The organism is Anabaena sp. TISTR 8404 (genome assembly GCF_056847745.1).
Genome location: NZ_CP180578.1, coordinates 938,230 through 955,180 on the forward strand (window position 1 = coordinate 938,230; position 16,951 = coordinate 955,180).

14 protein-coding genes are annotated in these 16,951 nt (G+C 40.8%); 5 read left to right on the forward strand and 9 right to left on the reverse strand.

The window, feature by feature from the left end; all coding sequences use genetic code 11:
• Nucleotides 1-20: 20 nt before the first annotated feature.
• Entirely contained in the window at nt 21-491 is a 471-nt protein-coding gene (locus ACMX3D_RS04015) for a tetratricopeptide repeat protein (protein WP_482750177.1), read from the reverse strand.
• Between the two features lie 484 nt (nt 492-975).
• Here ACMX3D_RS04015 and ACMX3D_RS04020 point away from each other — a divergent pair, with 484 nt between their 5' ends.
• The 4 genes from ACMX3D_RS04020 to ACMX3D_RS04035 all read left to right on the forward strand — a co-directional run bounded on the left by ACMX3D_RS04020 (nt 976) and on the right by ACMX3D_RS04035 (nt 5,520).
• On the forward strand, nt 976-2,235 hold the full coding sequence (locus ACMX3D_RS04020; protein WP_482750178.1) for a GTP cyclohydrolase II: 1,260 nt from the start codon (nt 976-978) through the stop codon (nt 2,233-2,235).
• Between the two features lie 79 nt (nt 2,236-2,314).
• The gene (locus ACMX3D_RS04025; protein WP_482750179.1) at nt 2,315-3,550 is read left to right on the forward strand and encodes a URC4/urg3 family protein; all 1,236 of its coding nucleotides are present in this window, start codon (nt 2,315-2,317) and stop codon (nt 3,548-3,550) included.
• 75 nt (nt 3,551-3,625) lie between these two features.
• The gene (gene upp / locus ACMX3D_RS04030; protein WP_482750180.1) at nt 3,626-4,261 is read left to right on the forward strand and encodes a uracil phosphoribosyltransferase; all 636 of its coding nucleotides are present in this window, start codon (nt 3,626-3,628) and stop codon (nt 4,259-4,261) included.
• 854 nt (nt 4,262-5,115) lie between these two features.
• Nucleotides 5,116-5,520, forward strand: a complete 405-nt coding sequence (locus tag ACMX3D_RS04035; RefSeq protein ID WP_482750181.1) for a Na-translocating system protein MpsC family protein — start codon at nt 5,116-5,118, stop codon at nt 5,518-5,520.
• Here ACMX3D_RS04035 and ACMX3D_RS04040 read toward each other — a convergent pair.
• The 6 genes from ACMX3D_RS04040 to mfd form a co-directional block, all read right to left on the reverse strand.
• Nucleotides 5,489-5,881: a response regulator gene (locus ACMX3D_RS04040; RefSeq protein WP_482750182.1), complete on the reverse strand. Its 393-nt coding sequence runs from the start codon at nt 5,879-5,881 to the stop codon at nt 5,489-5,491. The two genes, ACMX3D_RS04035 and ACMX3D_RS04040, sit on opposite strands and share 32 nt — an antisense overlap.
• Nucleotides 5,882-6,615: 734 nt before the next feature.
• Complete coding sequence (locus ACMX3D_RS04045; protein WP_482750183.1) at nt 6,616-6,930, reverse strand: DUF5615 family PIN-like protein; 315 nt, start codon at nt 6,928-6,930, stop codon at nt 6,616-6,618.
• A gap of 22 nt (nt 6,931-6,952) precedes the next feature.
• Complete coding sequence (locus tag ACMX3D_RS04050; RefSeq protein WP_482750184.1) at nt 6,953-7,336, reverse strand: hypothetical protein; 384 nt, start codon at nt 7,334-7,336, stop codon at nt 6,953-6,955.
• Nucleotides 7,337-7,468: 132 nt separating this feature from the next.
• Nucleotides 7,469-8,029 (reverse strand): hypothetical protein, encoded by a 561-nt coding sequence (locus ACMX3D_RS04055; RefSeq protein WP_482750185.1) that lies wholly within the window; start codon nt 8,027-8,029, stop codon nt 7,469-7,471.
• Nucleotides 8,029-9,414, reverse strand: coding sequence for an AAA family ATPase (locus tag ACMX3D_RS04060; RefSeq protein WP_482750186.1), 1,386 nt, complete (start codon nt 9,412-9,414; stop codon nt 8,029-8,031). Before ACMX3D_RS04060 ends, ACMX3D_RS04055 begins: the two co-directional genes overlap by 1 nt.
• Nucleotides 9,415-9,633: 219 nt before the next feature.
• Nucleotides 9,634-13,161, reverse strand: a complete 3,528-nt coding sequence (gene mfd / locus ACMX3D_RS04065) for a transcription-repair coupling factor (RefSeq protein WP_482750187.1) — start codon at nt 13,159-13,161, stop codon at nt 9,634-9,636.
• 327 nt (nt 13,162-13,488) lie between these two features.
• Between mfd and ACMX3D_RS04070 the strand changes: the two genes are divergently transcribed.
• Nucleotides 13,489-14,817, forward strand: coding sequence for a hemolysin family protein (locus ACMX3D_RS04070; RefSeq protein WP_482750188.1), 1,329 nt, complete (start codon nt 13,489-13,491; stop codon nt 14,815-14,817).
• 105 nt (nt 14,818-14,922) lie between these two features.
• Here ACMX3D_RS04070 and ACMX3D_RS04075 read toward each other — a convergent pair whose 3' ends face one another.
• Both ACMX3D_RS04075 and ACMX3D_RS04080 read right to left on the reverse strand, forming a co-directional pair.
• Entirely contained in the window at nt 14,923-16,104 is a 1,182-nt protein-coding gene (locus ACMX3D_RS04075) for an aldo/keto reductase (RefSeq protein WP_482750189.1), read from the reverse strand.
• Between the two features lie 385 nt (nt 16,105-16,489).
• Nucleotides 16,490-16,705, reverse strand: coding sequence for a hypothetical protein (locus ACMX3D_RS04080; protein ID WP_482750190.1), 216 nt, complete (start codon nt 16,703-16,705; stop codon nt 16,490-16,492).
• Nucleotides 16,706-16,951: the final 246 nt, after the last annotated feature.

Consider the following 16,951-nt stretch of genomic DNA (forward strand, 5'->3'; position numbering starts at 1 on the left):
AATGTAATCAGACAGATGTTTTAACTAAGTCTGAGTGTACATTCTAAAATCAATTTTTGATTGACTAAAGAATAAGGCTGGATTGCCAAAGCGCGTTTAAAGGCTTTGATGGCATCAACATACTGACCTATAGCGGCATAACATAAGCCCATGCCATGTAATGCCCCAAAATGCACCGGATTAATCTGGATAACCATCTGACAGTCTGCCAGAGATTCTTTATATTTACCGACACTGTAGTACAGAAAAGCTCTGCGATTCCAGGCTTCGGCAAAATCAGGTTGTTCTTTGATCAGTTGGGTCAACAGTGATTCTGCTTCGGTGGTTTTACCTGCATCCAGCAATTTTTGACTTTGGTCGATTTTTTCTAGCCCATGAATTCCCTTTTGCTGAAACCAGATCCGCCAGAGTTTCTTCGTTGCTTGTTCCCGAACTGAGGCGTTGGGGTTTTTTAAATCTTCAAGTAAGGAATTAATAGATAAAGAATCCATGAATTTGAGAGAAACAGAGATTAGTGTTTTTACCTTAGTAATAACTTTCGCACAAAATTATCTCTTCAGGCATGTTTAAAGTCATCTTTAAAATTATCTGGCATTAGTATGAAATATCAGCAAATTTTGTGTTAGTAATTGTATTAACCAATACTGAAAATACGAAACTCCACATAACAGAGTTGTAAATAATTAGTCACTAAACAAAAAACTTACCCTTGATAGTTGACAAGTACTTAGTAACTAATTATTTCAGTGAAAATAAATATAGCAATCCTATTTGATTTACAAACTACTCGTGGAGGCAGGGAATAGGGAACAGGGAACAGTGAACAGATTTGTTTGCATCTCATTTAGGATTGCTATATATCAAAACCTGTTACTCATAACGAGGGACAAATGGCAAATAAAGACTCTAACTAGTTAGATTGATTTGTACTAACCTGCTGAATAATTTCTAAAAACATTACATAAACGTATGACTATGCCAAAGCCAAATAGTGTTTCCCGGCATATTGTTTTAACATCCCATCCGAGTAATTTTGGCCCCAAGCCAATACCAATTCGCTGGGGCGTAAGTGACCCGATAGAACGTGGCCCGGTAATTGCGACGCTGACTAACCAAGCACATCGCAATGTAATTGGCACGCATTCAGGCGGTTATGCAATTTATCGTGCTTTAGCGGTGGCTAGTGGCGCTTTGCAAACAGATCATCGCGCTGATTTAACGAATACTTCGCCAATTGAGCATATCGGCCCTTATCCGAGTTGGGCTGACCCTGATAAAATTGTCTCACTCGATCCGTTGGGAGCGATCGCACCGGAAGTTTTTTCTACTTATTTACAAAAAGGTTACGATATCCGCCCAACAATTGCGATTACGAAGGCGCATATCAATATGCCAGAACTGCAAGATGCTGTAGCCAAAGGGCGCTTGCAGGTAGATGGGCAAATTATGAAACCTGGCGGTGATTTAGTTGTTACCAAAGCAGCCATAGAACCAGTGTGGTATTTACCAGGTGTCGCCAAGCGCTTTGGTATAACTGAAGGAGATTTGCGGCGGGCGTTGTTTGAACAAACTGGGGGGATGTTCCCGGAACTGGTGACGCGTTCTGATTTAGAAGTATTTTTACCACCAATTGGGGGTTTAACTGTATATATTGTTGGCGATATAGCAGCAATTACTGACCCTAGTAAACCTGTGGCGGTGCGGGTACATGATGAATGTAACGGTTCTGATGTCTTTGGTTCAGATATTTGTACCTGTCGTCCTTATCTAGTACACGGCATTGAGGTATGTGTCCAAACAGCACAGGAAGGCGGTGTGGGGATAATTGTTTATTGTCGCAAAGAAGGTCGGGCTTTGGGCGAAGTCACGAAATTCTTAGTATACAACGCCCGTAAGCGTCAGGAAGGAGGCGATCGCGCTGATGCTTACTTTGCCCGGACAGAATGTGTCGCAGGTGTGCAAGATATGCGCTTCCAAGAACTGATGCCAGATGTACTGCATTGGCTGGGCATTACCCGTATTGACCGTATGGTGTCTATGAGTAATATGAAATACAACGCCATTACTCAGTCAGGCATCGAAATTGTCGAACGCATACCCATACCTGAAGATTTAATTCCCCAAGATGCGCGGGTAGAAATTGAAGCGAAGAAAGCTGCTGGTTACTACACGACAGGAGATGTGTTAGATACAGACGGCTTGGCTGAGGTGAAGGGACGTTCGCTAGAAGTGTGAAGTGTGAAGTATGAAGTCTGAAGGGTGAAGGATGGAAAGTTTCATCTTTCACCCCTATATTATGCGTGTGAGGTAAAGGGTGGATATATTCAACGCAGAAGCGCAGAGTTCACATAGAATAATTGAATATCTTCGTTCTCCCACAGCTATTAGAGAACGTTGTGGGCAAATTTTTGCGCTGGTGAATGAGGGTAAGTCGCGTCACTTTACTTGTGATTTGTCGCAGTTGGGACGAGTAGCAGACTATGTAATTGAGGTAATGCGTTGCGAGTATCCAGATTTAAATATTCCCTTTCATAGTCGTTGGCGACATTTTGAGGCGCAAGGTATACCGCGTTTGGCAAAGTTGAATAATTTGTTAGCGGGACTAACGCCTTTACAACAAGCTATAGCCAAGTTTGATTTGGCAATAGTGAGTGTGTTGTTAGATGCGGGGGCGGGAGATAGTTGGCGTTATCATGAACAGGAAACTGGGCTGAGTTTGGGACGTTCTGAAGGGTTGGCCGTTGCTAGTTTCGAGATGTTTTGTCAAGGGGCGTTTTCTGTTTCAGGCTTACCGCAAGTGGATGCGGTGAAATTGCTAAAGTTAACTGAGGCAGAATTAGCCGCTGGGTTTCAGGTAAGTGCAGAAAATCCACTTGTGGGAATTAGTGGGCGATCGCAATTATTACAGAAATTGGGACAAGTTGTAGTTGCATTCCCCCATTTATTTGGCGAAGAAAACCCCCGTCCCGGAAATTTAGTTAATTATCTTGTGAGTAAATCCCAAAATGGGCAGTTAGCTGCAACAAAGGTATTAAGTGCAGTTTTAGAAGGGCTAAGTGATATTTGGCCAGGAAGATTAGCAATTGCTGGTGTTAATCTTGGTGATGTATGGCAACATTCAGCGGTAGCTGATGATAAGTTAGTACCGTTTCACAAACTGTCTCAGTGGTTGACATACTCTTTGTTAGAACCATTACAAGAACTGGGTTTAATAATTACTGAGTTAGATGCCCTCACTGGCTTACCAGAATATCGTAATGGTGGGTTATGTCTTGATTTAGGATTAATTCAGCTGAAAAACCCAGAAATTTTGCATTCATCCCATTCGGTTGGTTCAGAACTAATAGTTGAATGGCGTGCTTTAACTGTGATTTTGTTAGATGAAATTGCTGCAACCGTCCGCGAAAAGTTGGGGATGAGTGTGGAAGAACTCCCGTTAGTAAAAATCCTCCAAGGCGGAACCTGGACAGCAGGACGCAAAATTGCCGCAGAACGCAGAAAAGGTGGTCAACCCCCTATCCAAATTGATAGTGATGGCACAGTATTTTAAAGGATGAAGAATGAAGGCTGAAATTATTGACACTTCATACTTCATACTTCATACTTCATACTTAATTTGACCAAAATGCAAAATCAAGTAACAGTTATTGAGCATCCATTAATTCAACATAAACTGACTTTGATGCGGAAAGCTGAAACTAGCACGACGAAATTTCGTAACCTCCTCAAAGAAATTAGTCTGTTGTTAGGTTATGAAGTAACGCGAAATTTACCTCTGAAATATGAACAGATTAAAACACCCCTCGCCCCAATGAATGCACCCGTGCTTGCACCGGATAAAAAGTTGGTGTTAGTTTCTATCATGCGTGCAGGACAAGGAATCTTAGATGGAATGTTGGAGTTAATTCCATCTGCACGAGTTGGACATATTGGTTTATACCGTGACCCGAAAACATTAATTCCAGTTGAATATTATTTTAAAGTTCCCCACGATGTTGAGCAACGAGACATGATTATTGTTGACCCAATGTTAGCAACCGGAAATTCTGCTGTCGCGGCTGTGGAAAGATTGAAATCTACCAACCCTTTATCGATGCGGTTTGTTTGCTTACTAGCCGCCCCAGAAGGTCTGCAACATTTCTGTAGTGTTCATCCTGATGTACCGATTTATACGGCTGCCATTGATGAGTATTTGGATGAACATGGCTATATTATTCCAGGTTTGGGAGATGCAGGCGATCGCTTATTTGGTACAAAATAAGCCAAGATTTCTTCAGGAAGTAAAAAGCTAAAAAATCTCATCAACTTTTTACTTCCATGCTGACTAGCTATTGCTGATTTTTAGTAAGGCTATAACGCATAATTACTTAATGGGATAGTTGACTGTTAACCTTTGATACCATTAAATCTATCTTGAGGCAGAGAGCAAGTATAATTATATTTATTATTGTTCTGATAATAGCTAATACCATTTTGGATTTTGGATTTTAGATTTTGCGAAAAGTTGAGCCAGTGCGTTGGGCGGCTCAAATTAAACATAAAATTTCACATCCTTAAATTTTTTGTTGAGTGTGATTTTTTACTATTTACCTGACGGGAAACAAGTATTGAAAGGAATGAAGTTTTTACTCAACACTTAGCTATAGCAACATATAGTTAAAACAAATTATCTGATTTCATATATATTATTTATACAAATAATGATGGTTATGGGAAATTGCCAAACCACCAGTTATTTTTAACCAAAAAATATAGACCAAGCTCTATTAGGTGATCAATTTACTAGGTAAATTATGAATAAAAAATTAACTTATAAAAGTTTTTTATTCTCCCGACTGCTGTACCCAGATAATCACTATTTTAGTTGACATCGCTTGTTATTCAGGTATCATAGCTAAGGCGATTATTCGTTATAAACATTTTTTCATAAAACTATAATGCATATAAATAGGATTTATGTTGACCTTGATTGTTTAAAAGTACTTATATATATGTTATGGATATTAAACAAAATCAATACAATAATGTCCCTGCAACATTAAATATATAAACTTATTTCATAGTTCAAAATTTCTCACTCCATAAAATTAATTGTTAGAGCATATATACTGACTAATGTCACACCCAACAATTGGACAACTAGAAAGAGAAATTGCACAGCGTATTAGTGCTTTATATTATGAACAACTAGGGCAACGTCCTAGCCAAGTTATTTGTCATTTTTTTGATTCAGAATTAGTTATTTCTTTAGAAAAATCTACTACCCAAGTTGAAATTACGCTCAGATCTGGAGGTCATGAAAATTTAGCAGAACAAGTACGCTTATTTTTAGATAAAATCCTTAAAAAACAACTTCAAGATTTGATTGAAGAAATAATTGGCAAGCCAATACTTGACCTGATGACTAATACAAATTTAGCTACAGGCCGTACTGGGATAATTGTGATTTTACAACAGCTACCAGAAGTGCGTAATCCTGAATCTATACCTAAAGCAAACTTGAAGAATTTAACTGAGTGAGATAGCGAGACAATACATTTAATTTACTAAAATCATAGGGTTTTGTGAGATAGCCATCAGTACCTGTGAGAAAGAGACGTTCGGAGTTTTGTTCTAAATACCAAGGAATAGCTGCAATGATGGGAATTCTTGCGGTTTTTTGTTCTCGCTTTAAGAAATCAATAACTTGACCGCCACTAATATCTGAAATCATCATATCTAAGATGATTAAATCAGGTTGATGTGTTTGTGTCAAAATCAAAGCTTTAATACCTTGTTTGGCACAAATGCAAGAAAAATTTAATGATTTGAGATGATAATTGAGTAGTTCTAAATTGTGTAGATTTTCTTCTACAACTAAAATTAGTGGCTGTCCATCCATAAACAACAAGTCACCCTTAACCTTAAATTAAAGACTACCTACCCGACTTCTACATTTTCAGCCTAAGAATGACCCCACTAAAAGCAAGGTAAAGCGAGGTCAAGTTCTCTGGTAATTATTTAACGGTTGTACGAGGTTATCTTCACCCGGCAATAGGCGGCTTGAAATGGACTAGCTCGTGCATGACTCACTAGGTTGATTGTCTATGCTGAAGTTAAGGGTAGACAATAACAAGCTAGTGGCAGTATCAAGCAAACATCATGATTAAAAGTGTACATTTCGTCAAGTGTGATTTGCAACTACAGCAAGTATAAATTTTTCTGAAGATAATTATAGTATTTACCTTAGTTGACGATTGTCTGGATGATAGGACACGCCCAAAGCCTTTAGAGATGTGGCTTTACCAGCTAATCCTACCAATGATAACAAAGCGATCGCAATAATTAAAAATAGCAGTAAATATACGAGAAGAAGTTGAATTTATTGGTCATATATTTATTAACGCAGAGTCTCGCAGAGATATCTCTGTATTCCTCTGCGTTTACCTTTGCGATACTCTGCGTTTGTCTTTCGATGGCGAGACTGACAGCAACGCCATTAATTTTCATACACTTGTGAAGCTATTTTTTCAGAATATACCAACAACCATACTTGTTAGCAGTAGGGAATTCGGCAATCACCTCAGAGTAGGCTTTTCGTTGGGGAGATGAGGTGGTGATTACAGAGGTTGAGCGTCAATAATTCCATTGATTGAGAATCACGAATTGATTATTAAGTATGTATTCTGCTGTCTCTAAATTTGCGATCGCTTTGACGATTAACTGATAACTCATGTTTTTGGTAGCATCAGAATTTTGATAAACAGCCAAAATTCCTGAATGTATTGGGTTGGCTTGATGTAACTCTAGGAAGTCATCACAGTTGCGTGTAAGTAGGACTCGCTGATTTTGTCTAGAGTAGTCTAGCACTACTGAATCAGGCCGATTCATCAAACCCACTGCATTGACTGTGACTACATCGTGTCCTGTTGCTTGAAGAAGATTGACCAAATATTTTGCCTGTGAATCCTCATCAAGCAGCATTCGTAGACTCAAGTGGAACTCCTTTTGCTTCTACACGGTGACGTTCTTCATCCGCTTCTAATTTCAGTAGTTCTTGATGACTCTCACAGTAACTAATCGCTTCATAAATAGCAGATATCGGTAAATCCCAATTTTCGGCTGCTTGTTCTGGTGACATCTGGTTTGCAATCATATCTTGCCAAACAGTTGAGGCAAGTAGTTTACGCCCTTTAATGTAAAGTTGTTTGCGCCAAGGGTGAGGACGTGCAACTAGATATTGCCAGGTATCCATCTGAGGCGTGTCTTGTAGGGATTGAATGACAGCACTAATAAGCGCAAGGCGATCGCTCACAGGCAGTTTACAAGCTTGTTCCTTAAGCTCTTGCAAGGACATAAGAAAACACTCTAAAAGAGGTTGGATCTTAATTTTAGTACATTTGATTATTGGGTTTGTTAGTGTAAAAGGAAACTAGGGAGCAGGCGATCGCACTAAGTTGTGAACAAAGTTGAGGGGAGGCATTACCTATCACCCTCCGATCAAATGATTGAAATGAAGGTAATGTGGTGAGCTAATTTTTAGCATTTTGTCTGGATGATCATGATTGTTAGTTTGGCGACTAATGCGTGTTTTTTGCTTGGCAATACTAATTTCCTTAATGCTGACGAAACGATATACATAATCGCTGAGAAAATTTTGCTGATTCCAAAATGACTGACCAATTTTTTGACAATAAGCAATAAAACACTGTCCTCCTTTAAGTTGCTGAATGATTTCTATTTCTAAACCGCCTTTTCCTCCCTTCATTTCAATACAGAGAATAACTTTTTTGTCTTCTGTATCAGCAATAATTACAAAATCTGCACGTTTGCATTCACCACGATTTCCTTTAAATATCGTCTTTGGTGATTCAAAATTATCTGCCTTAATTACAATGACTTCATCATCTTTAGGCATCCCATAAATAGTTACCGAATATTTAGGATCTGTCAGTTCTGTGAGTATGACTTTCTTTTTGTTGTAGTGTTCTTGCAATGGTACTGTGGCGTTTTCCTGAATCATCTCTTTGAGGATAGCGATATCAGACATTACTCTTCACCCCAAACGATCGCTTCCTGAATGCGATTCATTGTTTCGATGGTTTTGTCGAAACTACGGGCTTCAATACCTAGTTGTGGATCAATATCTGCTGGTGTCAGGGTCTGGCATTTTTGTCTTTTTGTTTTACCATCTGGTATTATCAGTTCTTCTTCCGCAATATAGACTTTGATTTTTTCAGCAGATATTAGTTCTTCTTGTCGATAACCTTCTTTTTCAGCAATTCGCTTAAGATGAGGTTTATCATGGTTGAGCATGATCAGCGTATTCAGTTCTTTGATAATATAATCGCTGTGTGTGGTAATGAAAACTTTAATACCCAGGTTTACTAATCGAGCAAATAGCCGTGCGACACAACGTTGATTTTCGGGGTGTAAGTTCAATTCGGGTTCATCTACCATGAGTAAATCGCCAAGTTGAGCCTCATGTCTCAGATAAAAGCCAATGTCCAGTAGAGAACGCACCGCACTAGAACTTTCATCCATAGACAGCTTGACACGTTTACCCGTAGGCAAATAGTAAAGCTCATCATTGCGGGTAACTGTGTACTCACCACCGATGATTTTGGCAAAATCCACCAGCACATCAGGATGATTTTCCGCGATAAAACTATTTTTTTTGACAATGCTTTCAAGTCGCCGTATGAAATCAACATTTTTCTTTATCGGTAGAGCATAATCTCCAAAATCTTTAAGTAGCAGTTCTACTCGATTGATATCTTGTCCAACACGACTAATTTCTTCTAGCAAGCGATTACGATCAAAATCTAAGTCTTTACGAAAAATTGCAGCCCCAGTTCGTTCACTACTGGCGATGAAAGGGTTAGGAAAAAACTGATCAAAAATGATCTTTTTTAGTGCGTCTCCAATGATTTCCTCAATGATTTCGGTGGGGATTTTTACTTTTTCTTTCTCAACCAGTAGAGTTACAACTAATTCTGTACTTTCTTCACTTTTGGTAATAGAAAAAAGTGATACCTCACCAGAACCAATTTTTAGATTAAATCCGCTTTTCAGAGGAATATTTTGGACATCAAGACTGATCTGAAAATCTGTTGTTTTAAATCGTTCGGCTGGTGCTGCAAAAACTTTTGATAATTCTTTAGTATAAGCCTGACAACCTTTAGTAATAATGTGTTCAGAGTGTTTGACATATTCTTGTATATCAAGACGAACTACACCGTCAGTAAGAAGCAGGTTAATCTTATCAGTATTAATTTTGATTGACAACCTATCTTGCCAAGTAGATAAAAAGCCAAATAAGGCATAAGTAGCGTAGGTCTTGCCAGTATTATTGCAGCCACAAATTATAGTCAATTCGCCAAGTGTGAATTCGGCTTGCTTTAAAGCACCAAGATTTTTGACTTTAATTTTCATTGCCGTATTCCTTTAGCGATCATGCTCTACAATTTCTGTTCAGCTATACTTAAGCCTAAAACTTGTTATAGATGAGTTATCGAACTCAATAAACAAATTCCAAGCTACAGCATAGTTAATATTTGTATCCACTTGGGTGAAGACATCAGAACATTAGCCTTTAAATCATATCTCACTGAGACGAATGAAAAATTGCTGTTTCATCTAATAAAATATTTATCAAACAACGGTTGCTTCTGCGATCGCTCCTTGCATTCTCCCCATTGCATCAATCAAACTTTGCAATTGTTGGTCGGCTTTCATCACCGCTAAACCTCGGACTGTGACTTTACCAGGAGAGTAAACAAAACGCGTTTTCAGATGTTCTGGTAAGTTGGCTGCAAGTAAATTCCATGCAGGTTCTTCCATTGGTGTTTCTAAAATTACGTGCTGTTTGTTTTCTGGTTTAATCCGGCTAAAGCCTAATTTTTTCGCTACTTGTTTTAGTTCCATAACACGCAAAAGTTGATTGGCAGGCACGGGTAAAGTACCATAGCGATCGCTCCATTCAGCTGCAATCTGCGTTAGTTCTTCTTTGGATTTCGCCGCCGCTACCGCACGGTATGCACTCATCTTTTGATCAATATCAGGAATGTAATCTGCTGGAATAAACGCAGTGAGGTTGAGATCAATTTGCGTATCATCAACTTGGGGAATTTCTTGACCGCGAATTTCTCGAATCGCCTCTTCTAACATTTCCATGTACAAATCAAAACCGATCGCATCCATTTGACCGGATTGTTCTGCACCTAGCAAGTTACCCACGCCTCGAATTTCCATGTCGCGCATCGCCAATTGATACCCGGAACCGAGTTGCGTAAATTCTTGAATTGCCCGTAACCTCTGCCGTGCCGCATCAGATAATGTTCGCTGCTTGGGATAGAATAACCAAGCATGGGCTTGAATACCTGCACGACCGACACGACCGCGCAATTGGTATAGTTGCGCTAATCCAAAACGGTGCGCGTCTTCAATTAAGATGGTGTTGACACGGGGAATATCTAAACCTGATTCAATAATTGTTGTACATACCAAGATATCTGCTTCACCATTGCTGAAGGTAAGCATGGTTGATTCTAACTCGCTTTCGTCCATTTGCCCGTGAGCGATCGCAAATCTCCCCCCCGGTATCATCTCTCGCAATTTGGCTGTCGTCTCTTCAATCCCTTCCACGCGCGGAACAACGTAAAACACCTGTCCGCCTCGGTCTAACTCTTGGCGAATTGCACTGCGGACTGTTTCGGGATTCAACGGTGAAAGATGGGTTTGAATTGGTCGCCGAGTTGGGGGTGGTGTGGTAATCAAACTCATTTCCCGAATCCCCGACAAGGACATATACAAGGTACGGGGAATGGGTGTGGCGGAAAGTGTTAGTACATCAACCTGTGTTTTCAAGGATTTGATTTTCTCTTTTTGATTCACCCCAAATCTTTGTTCTTCATCCACCACCAATAAACCCAAGTCCCGGAATGATACACCTTTACCTAAAAGTTGGTGCGTACCGACAACAATATCTAACTCACCCGTTGCTAATCGCTTTTGAATATTGCGGCGTTCTTCAGCAGTGCGGAAGCGGTTGAGTAAGCCTACATTCACAGGGTAAGGGGCAAATCGTTCTTTGAGGGTGTGGTAGTGTTGCTGGGTAAGGATGGTAGTTGGTGCTAAGAGTGCGACTTGTTTACCAGCCGTCACAGCTTTAAAAATGGCGCGGATTGCAACTTCAGTTTTACCGAAACCAACGTCACCACATACTAACCGATCCATTGGGCGATCGCTTTCCATGTCTCGTTTGACATCTTGGACGGCTTTTAGCTGGTCGGTAGTTGGTTGGTAAGGGAAAGAATCTTCCATTTCCTCTTGCCAAGGCATATCTTGAGGATAGGCAAAACCTTGTTGTTGCGATCGCGCTGCATATAATTTCAGCAAGTCTACCGCTAATTTCTTGATCGCTTTACGGACGCGATTCTTGGTATTGTCCCAAGCTTTCCCAGTCATTTTGTGAAGTTCTGGGGCTTTATCGCCTGTGGCGCGGAACCTTGACAAAGAACCAACTTGGTCAGCCGCCACCCGCAACAGGCCGTCAGCGTACTGCACGACTATGTAATCGCGGGTTTCATCGTTAATCGTCAAACTTTCCAGCTTGACAAATTTACCAATCCCGTGGCTTCTATGAACTACATAATCTCCCGGACGCAGTTTATTCGGGTCAACTTGCTTAGAAGCAGCTTTACGACGCTTGCGAATATATCCCGGCGTGGCGAGGGAGTGCTGTCCATAAAATTCGCGGTCGGTGACAACTACTAAGCGGAAAGTTGGTAAAATAAACCCTTCGAGTTCCGCCAAACCTGAATATTTCAGGGCGACTGGTACGTGGTTGATTTGCTGCTTTTCAATTGCTTGGTAGTCGCGCGGATTCGGGATAAACTGCGCCGGACAGTCGTGTTCTTGGAGTAAGGAGACAGAACGGGAAGGTTGGGCAGAAATTAACCAGATAGAGAAATTGCGATCGCGTTCTTGTCTTAATGTCTCCGCCAGTTTACCAAACTGGTGCGGCGTAACGGGTACAGAACGACTCGCTAAATTAATGCCGTTGTTTTCTTCTGCTATTTCAGATAAATATACAGTAAGAAATTGGGTAAGTTCAGCTAGACAATCATCAAAAGAGCGATGAATTTTGGGCAGTTGTAGAGAACCCAAATCTAATTCACCAGTCCCTAGCGACCATTGTTCTTCGGCACTTTCTACCCAGCGATCGCTATGTGCATGACACTGTTCTGGTTCATCAATAGCAATTAAAGTATTTTCGGGCAGATAATCTAAAATCGATGCAGGTTTTTCAAAAGCTAACCCTAAAAACCTGCGGCTACCTTCTAAAACTCCTGTTTCTTCGGTTGCAAGTTCTGATTCATTCTTCAACTCAGCACTCAGCAGTTGGAACTCAGCATTATCTTTGAGTGCTTCTAGGATGATCGGAGTGAAACTGGTCGGGGTAAGCACGACTTGATTGATTTTGTCAAGGGCAGAACGCTGAGTAGACGGGTCAAATTCTCTAATCTGCTCGATTTCGTCGCCAAACCATTCCAAGCGCACAGGCAATTCTGAAGACACAGGGAAAATATCGACAATATCACCGCGCCGACTCCATTGCCCTTCTGTTTCTACTAGGGGGACTCGCTCGTAACCCAGCGTAGTAATTTTGGTACTGAAGGCATTGAGGTCAAATTCCATACCCTTCTTCAGGGTAAGGCTAAGGGGTGTAAAAGCATCTGGTGGTGGCAAATGCGGCTGTAATGCATTAGTAGTGGCAACCACCGCTATTGTCTTATTTTGACCATTGACTATGGACTCTTGACTCTTGACCAACTCTTGACTCTTCACCAAATCCGCCAAAACCTGCATTTGTCCCCAAGTCATTTCGGTTTCAGGGTCAAAAGGTTCGTAAGGGGATGCTTCCGAAGTGGGGTAGAAATGTACTGTTTGCCAGCCCATCGCCTCTAATTGAGCGTAGGCGCGTCCGGCTTCCTCCAAGGTGGCACAGACGACAAATAAATTCCTTCCTGAATTTTGTGCTAATGCCGATGCTACCAAGCCCTTGGGTAGGCGGGGAATACCATTTAAGCGTAAATCTTGTTGCCGATTGAGCTTAGAAAGTAGTTCTGTGGTGAGTGGCGATCGCGCCAAGGCACGCACAATAGAAGAAAATGCCATAAGTTCTACTAGAGGTGGAAGTCGTCAGTGATAAGAAAATCTATAGGTAGTTTATGTTCACCATTTTAGAAGTGTTAACGCCCCGCTTATTACTTCTATGGAAGAATGATGATTGACATATAAATATATAAATTTAAAAAGTTAAACTACGACTTTGTGCATAGTCAACGGAAGTATGAAGTGTAAAGTATGAAGTCTAAATTGAAATTTCATCCTTGAGCCTTTATCCTTTTTTGGTCGAAGCACTTATGTCAGCACTTTAATAACGTTTAATACTACATACTAGGGGTTAAGCATAGTTCGCTCCCTATAGCGGCAAATCCAAACATGTCCTCCATTACTTCTGAAATTTTAATCATTTTGGTACTAATTATTGCCAACGGGATCTTCTCGATGTCGGAGATGGCTGTTGTCTCAGCGCGGAAGGTCAGGCTTCAGCAGCTTGCCAATCAAGGAGATGCCAAAGCCAGGGCAGCATTGAAACTAGCAGAGTCTCCCAATAATTTCTTGTCTACCGTTCAAGTTGGAATTTCTCTTATCGGTATCCTGACTGGTGCCTTTGGGGGAGCGACAATTGCTAATCGGCTGGCAGTATATATAAAACTTATCCCCTTTTTGGCTGCTTACAGCGAACCAGTATCTTTTGGGATAGTCGTTTTAATTATTACGTATCTATCTCTGATTATCGGGGAATTAGTGCCGAAGCGGTTGGCATTAAATAACCCAGAAAGAATAGCGGCGTTTGTTGCGATACCGATGCGGGCTTTAGCGGCTATAGCTTCCCCGGCGGTGCATTTGTTAAGTGCTTCCACAGAATTGGTACTGCGGATTTTAGGCATTACACCTTCAGAAGAACCGCAAGTTACCGAAGAAGAAATTAAAATTCTGATTGAGCAAGGCACAGAAGCAGGAACCTTTGAGGAAGCCGAACAGGATATGGTAGAGCGCGTTTTTCGCCTTGGCGATCGCCCAGTTAATTCTTTTATGACACCCCGTCCTGATATCGTCTGGCTAGATTTAGAAGACACTCCTGAAGAAAACCGCCAAAAAATGACTGAGAATGGTTATTCTCGGTATCCCGTTTGTCAAGGAGGACTTGACAATGTACTGGGGATCATCCCTGTGACAGACTTACTCGCCCGCAGTTTTCGCGGAGAATCCCTAGATTTAACAGTAGGATTACGCCAACCTGTGTTTGTCCCAGAAAGCACCCGTGGTTTAAAGGTGCTGGAGTTATTCAAGCAAACCATCACGCATATGGCATTGGTAGTGGATGAATACGGCGTAATTCAAGGACTAGTGACTCTTAACGATATCATGAGCGAAATCGTCGGCGATGTTCCCGCAGGCCCAGGAGAAGATGAACCCCAAGCAGTGCAGCGAGAAGATGGTTCATGGTTACTGGATGGGATGTTACCTGTAGACGAGTTCTTTGAACTTTTCGACATGGAAGAATGGGAATCGGAAGAACGCGGTAGCTATCAAACACTAGGAGGCTTTGTAATTACCCATTTAGGACGCATCCCCGCCGCCGCCGATCATTTTGAATGGGAGGGGATGCGAATTGAGGTAATGGATATGGACGGTAATCGCGTGGATAAGGTATTAGTTGTGCCAATGGTGAATCAAGCAGAAGTAGCACAAGAAGATGAATGAAGTGTGAAGTATGAAGTATGAAGGGTGAAGGTAAAGTATTTTAAATTACCTACTCTTTACCCCGTATTTCCTATTCTCTACTCCCCACTCCCTACTCCCCAATACCTAAGATTGAGATAATCTTTTTACTGCCTCACCGCCCAACATTTCATGGGCTTTAACGAGAATTTGGGGAATTTTATCCGCGTGTGGGCTGTGGGCAAGACATTGGCGTAAATCTAATTGATTGAGCTGATCTGCTTTATTACCAGGAAACCAGTGGCTACCATTACCCATGAGGTTGTAGCGCTTTTTAGCGTAGTCTACCAAATCATAGGCAGTAGCTAAATTCCACAGCAACAAAATCATCGGAATATTGACCCCGCCTGGAGTGTTTTCCCATTTTGGTAGGTTGGTATGCCAAGTCTTTACCCAATTTTCCCCCAAGATGGCGATCGCTTCCTGTTCCAATCTCGCTAAAATTGGGGGCAAAATTTCCGATGAGTCATCCAATAATGCTAATGTTTTCAAGTGTTCATCAAAATCTTGGGGTTTGGCTGCGCCTATACTCAAAGTATGCACCTGAGAATGACTCAAACAAAACAAATCATTAAACACCATCGGACTCAAAGGCGCACAAAGCTTCACTAATTTTTGCGGTGGTTTATATAGCATTCCTCCTTTATCGGAAGGACTAATAATAAACACCCCCATATCCAGATGGGTAGCAGTTTCAATTGCTGGCCAATTCCATTGATTAATGTAGTACCAATGCAGATTTACATAATCGAATTGGTTAGTATTAATTGCCTGTAAAATTACATCGATAGACGCATGGGTTGAAAAGCCAATAAATCTAACTTTCCCCTCGGCTTGTAGTTGCTTTGCCACTTCCAAACAACCACCAGGACGAATGCTATATTCCAGGAACTCAGCATTATTCACTCCATGCAAGCTAAACAAGTCTACATAATCTAACTGAAGATTACGCAGCGATTGTTCAAATTTTTGCCGGAATTCTTTTGGATTAGCAACAGGTGAAACTTTAGTTTGAACAATCAATTCTTTGCGCGGAAACTTGGGCAGTATTTTTCCCAATTGCATTTCTGAGCTACCATAAGCACGAGCAGTTTCAATGTGATTAATTCCGAGTTCTACTGCTCTGTGAACTGTTGCTTCGAGATTTTTCTGGTTATCTGCGGGAATTTCTGGCCAAGAAACATCTTGCCATTTGAACTGATATCTCATACTGCCGCAGGAAAACACCGGCATCTGTAATTCTGTGCGTCCAAATCGTCTGTATAGCATTAGTGAATTTTGGATTTTTGGTATCAAGTCTCAATCAAGCGATTACTTTAGTCACATCTTTTCAAGTCCTGACACTGGTAATATCCATCGAGTCGTAAAATTAGTCAGGTTTTTGATGGTCAGATAGCGAACTTTTTCCAGTCCCAAAAGACTAATTACCACATCCTGCCCGCTAGTAGCAAGTCACTTCAAAAATTCACCAAAGAAATTAGACCAACACATCCAAAGGATTTGTTAGTCTAAATCTGATATAACCAACTATTTCAGCAATTGCTTATTGTTGACAAACTGTAGTTTTAAACTATCCAATTCCGGTATTTGCACCTAGTTTTTATCTGCTATTTAGTTATGCACTATAGTAAGAGTGCCAAGTATAGCAGATTGATTAATATCTTTCATAGTGACCAGGAACCCAACGCCGACCACGTGGTGTTCTTTCCCAGTGTGCTGGAACCCATCTCTGACGAACGACTTTGCGTACTGCAACAGGTTTATGGTTATTAGGTCTGATAATAACTTGTGCAGCTGATGCTTGGGTTTGCACAGCAGCTATTGAGAGTGGGATGGCTAGTAGGGTGCCAGCAAGGATACGTTTCATCATGGTCAAATCTCCTGTAGTTTTTTTGAGTTGAGTTATCTACAGCGTTCCTCAAGAATTTGTCAATTAAACCTGTTACCTGGGTATAAGGCTTTAAACAACAGCATTTCCTTCTACGGGATTTTACTATTGAGAAAAGTATTTACATCGGTAAGCAAAGTATAAAATATTTTCAAATTCTCAATGGTATTGCTGAGAAACTTTCATATTCAGTTTAGAAAACTCAGCAGAAATAAGGACGTGAAGAAA

Excerpts from the sequence above, each read along its gene's own strand:
- ACMX3D_RS04015 (WP_482750177.1), bottom strand. The coding sequence starts at position 491 with ATGGATTCTTTATCTATTAATTCCTTACTTGAAGATTTAAAAAACCCC.
- ACMX3D_RS04020 (WP_482750178.1), top strand. The coding sequence starts at position 976 with ATGCCAAAGCCAAATAGTGTTTCCCGGCATATTGTTTTAACATCCCAT.
- upp (WP_482750180.1), top strand. The coding sequence starts at position 3,626 with ATGCAAAATCAAGTAACAGTTATTGAGCATCCATTAATTCAACATAAA.
- ACMX3D_RS04035 (WP_482750181.1), top strand. The coding sequence starts at position 5,116 with ATGTCACACCCAACAATTGGACAACTAGAAAGAGAAATTGCACAGCGT.
- ACMX3D_RS04040 (WP_482750182.1), bottom strand. The coding sequence starts at position 5,881 with ATGGATGGACAGCCACTAATTTTAGTTGTAGAAGAAAATCTACACAAT.
- ACMX3D_RS04050 (WP_482750184.1), bottom strand. The coding sequence starts at position 7,336 with ATGTCCTTGCAAGAGCTTAAGGAACAAGCTTGTAAACTGCCTGTGAGC.
- ACMX3D_RS04055 (WP_482750185.1), bottom strand. The coding sequence starts at position 8,029 with ATGTCTGATATCGCTATCCTCAAAGAGATGATTCAGGAAAACGCCACA.
- ACMX3D_RS04060 (WP_482750186.1), bottom strand. The coding sequence starts at position 9,414 with ATGAAAATTAAAGTCAAAAATCTTGGTGCTTTAAAGCAAGCCGAATTC.
- mfd (WP_482750187.1), bottom strand. The coding sequence starts at position 13,161 with ATGGCATTTTCTTCTATTGTGCGTGCCTTGGCGCGATCGCCACTCACC.
- ACMX3D_RS04070 (WP_482750188.1), top strand. The coding sequence starts at position 13,489 with ATGTCCTCCATTACTTCTGAAATTTTAATCATTTTGGTACTAATTATT.
- ACMX3D_RS04075 (WP_482750189.1), bottom strand. The coding sequence starts at position 16,104 with ATGCTATACAGACGATTTGGACGCACAGAATTACAGATGCCGGTGTTT.
- ACMX3D_RS04080 (WP_482750190.1), bottom strand. The coding sequence starts at position 16,705 with ATGATGAAACGTATCCTTGCTGGCACCCTACTAGCCATCCCACTCTCA.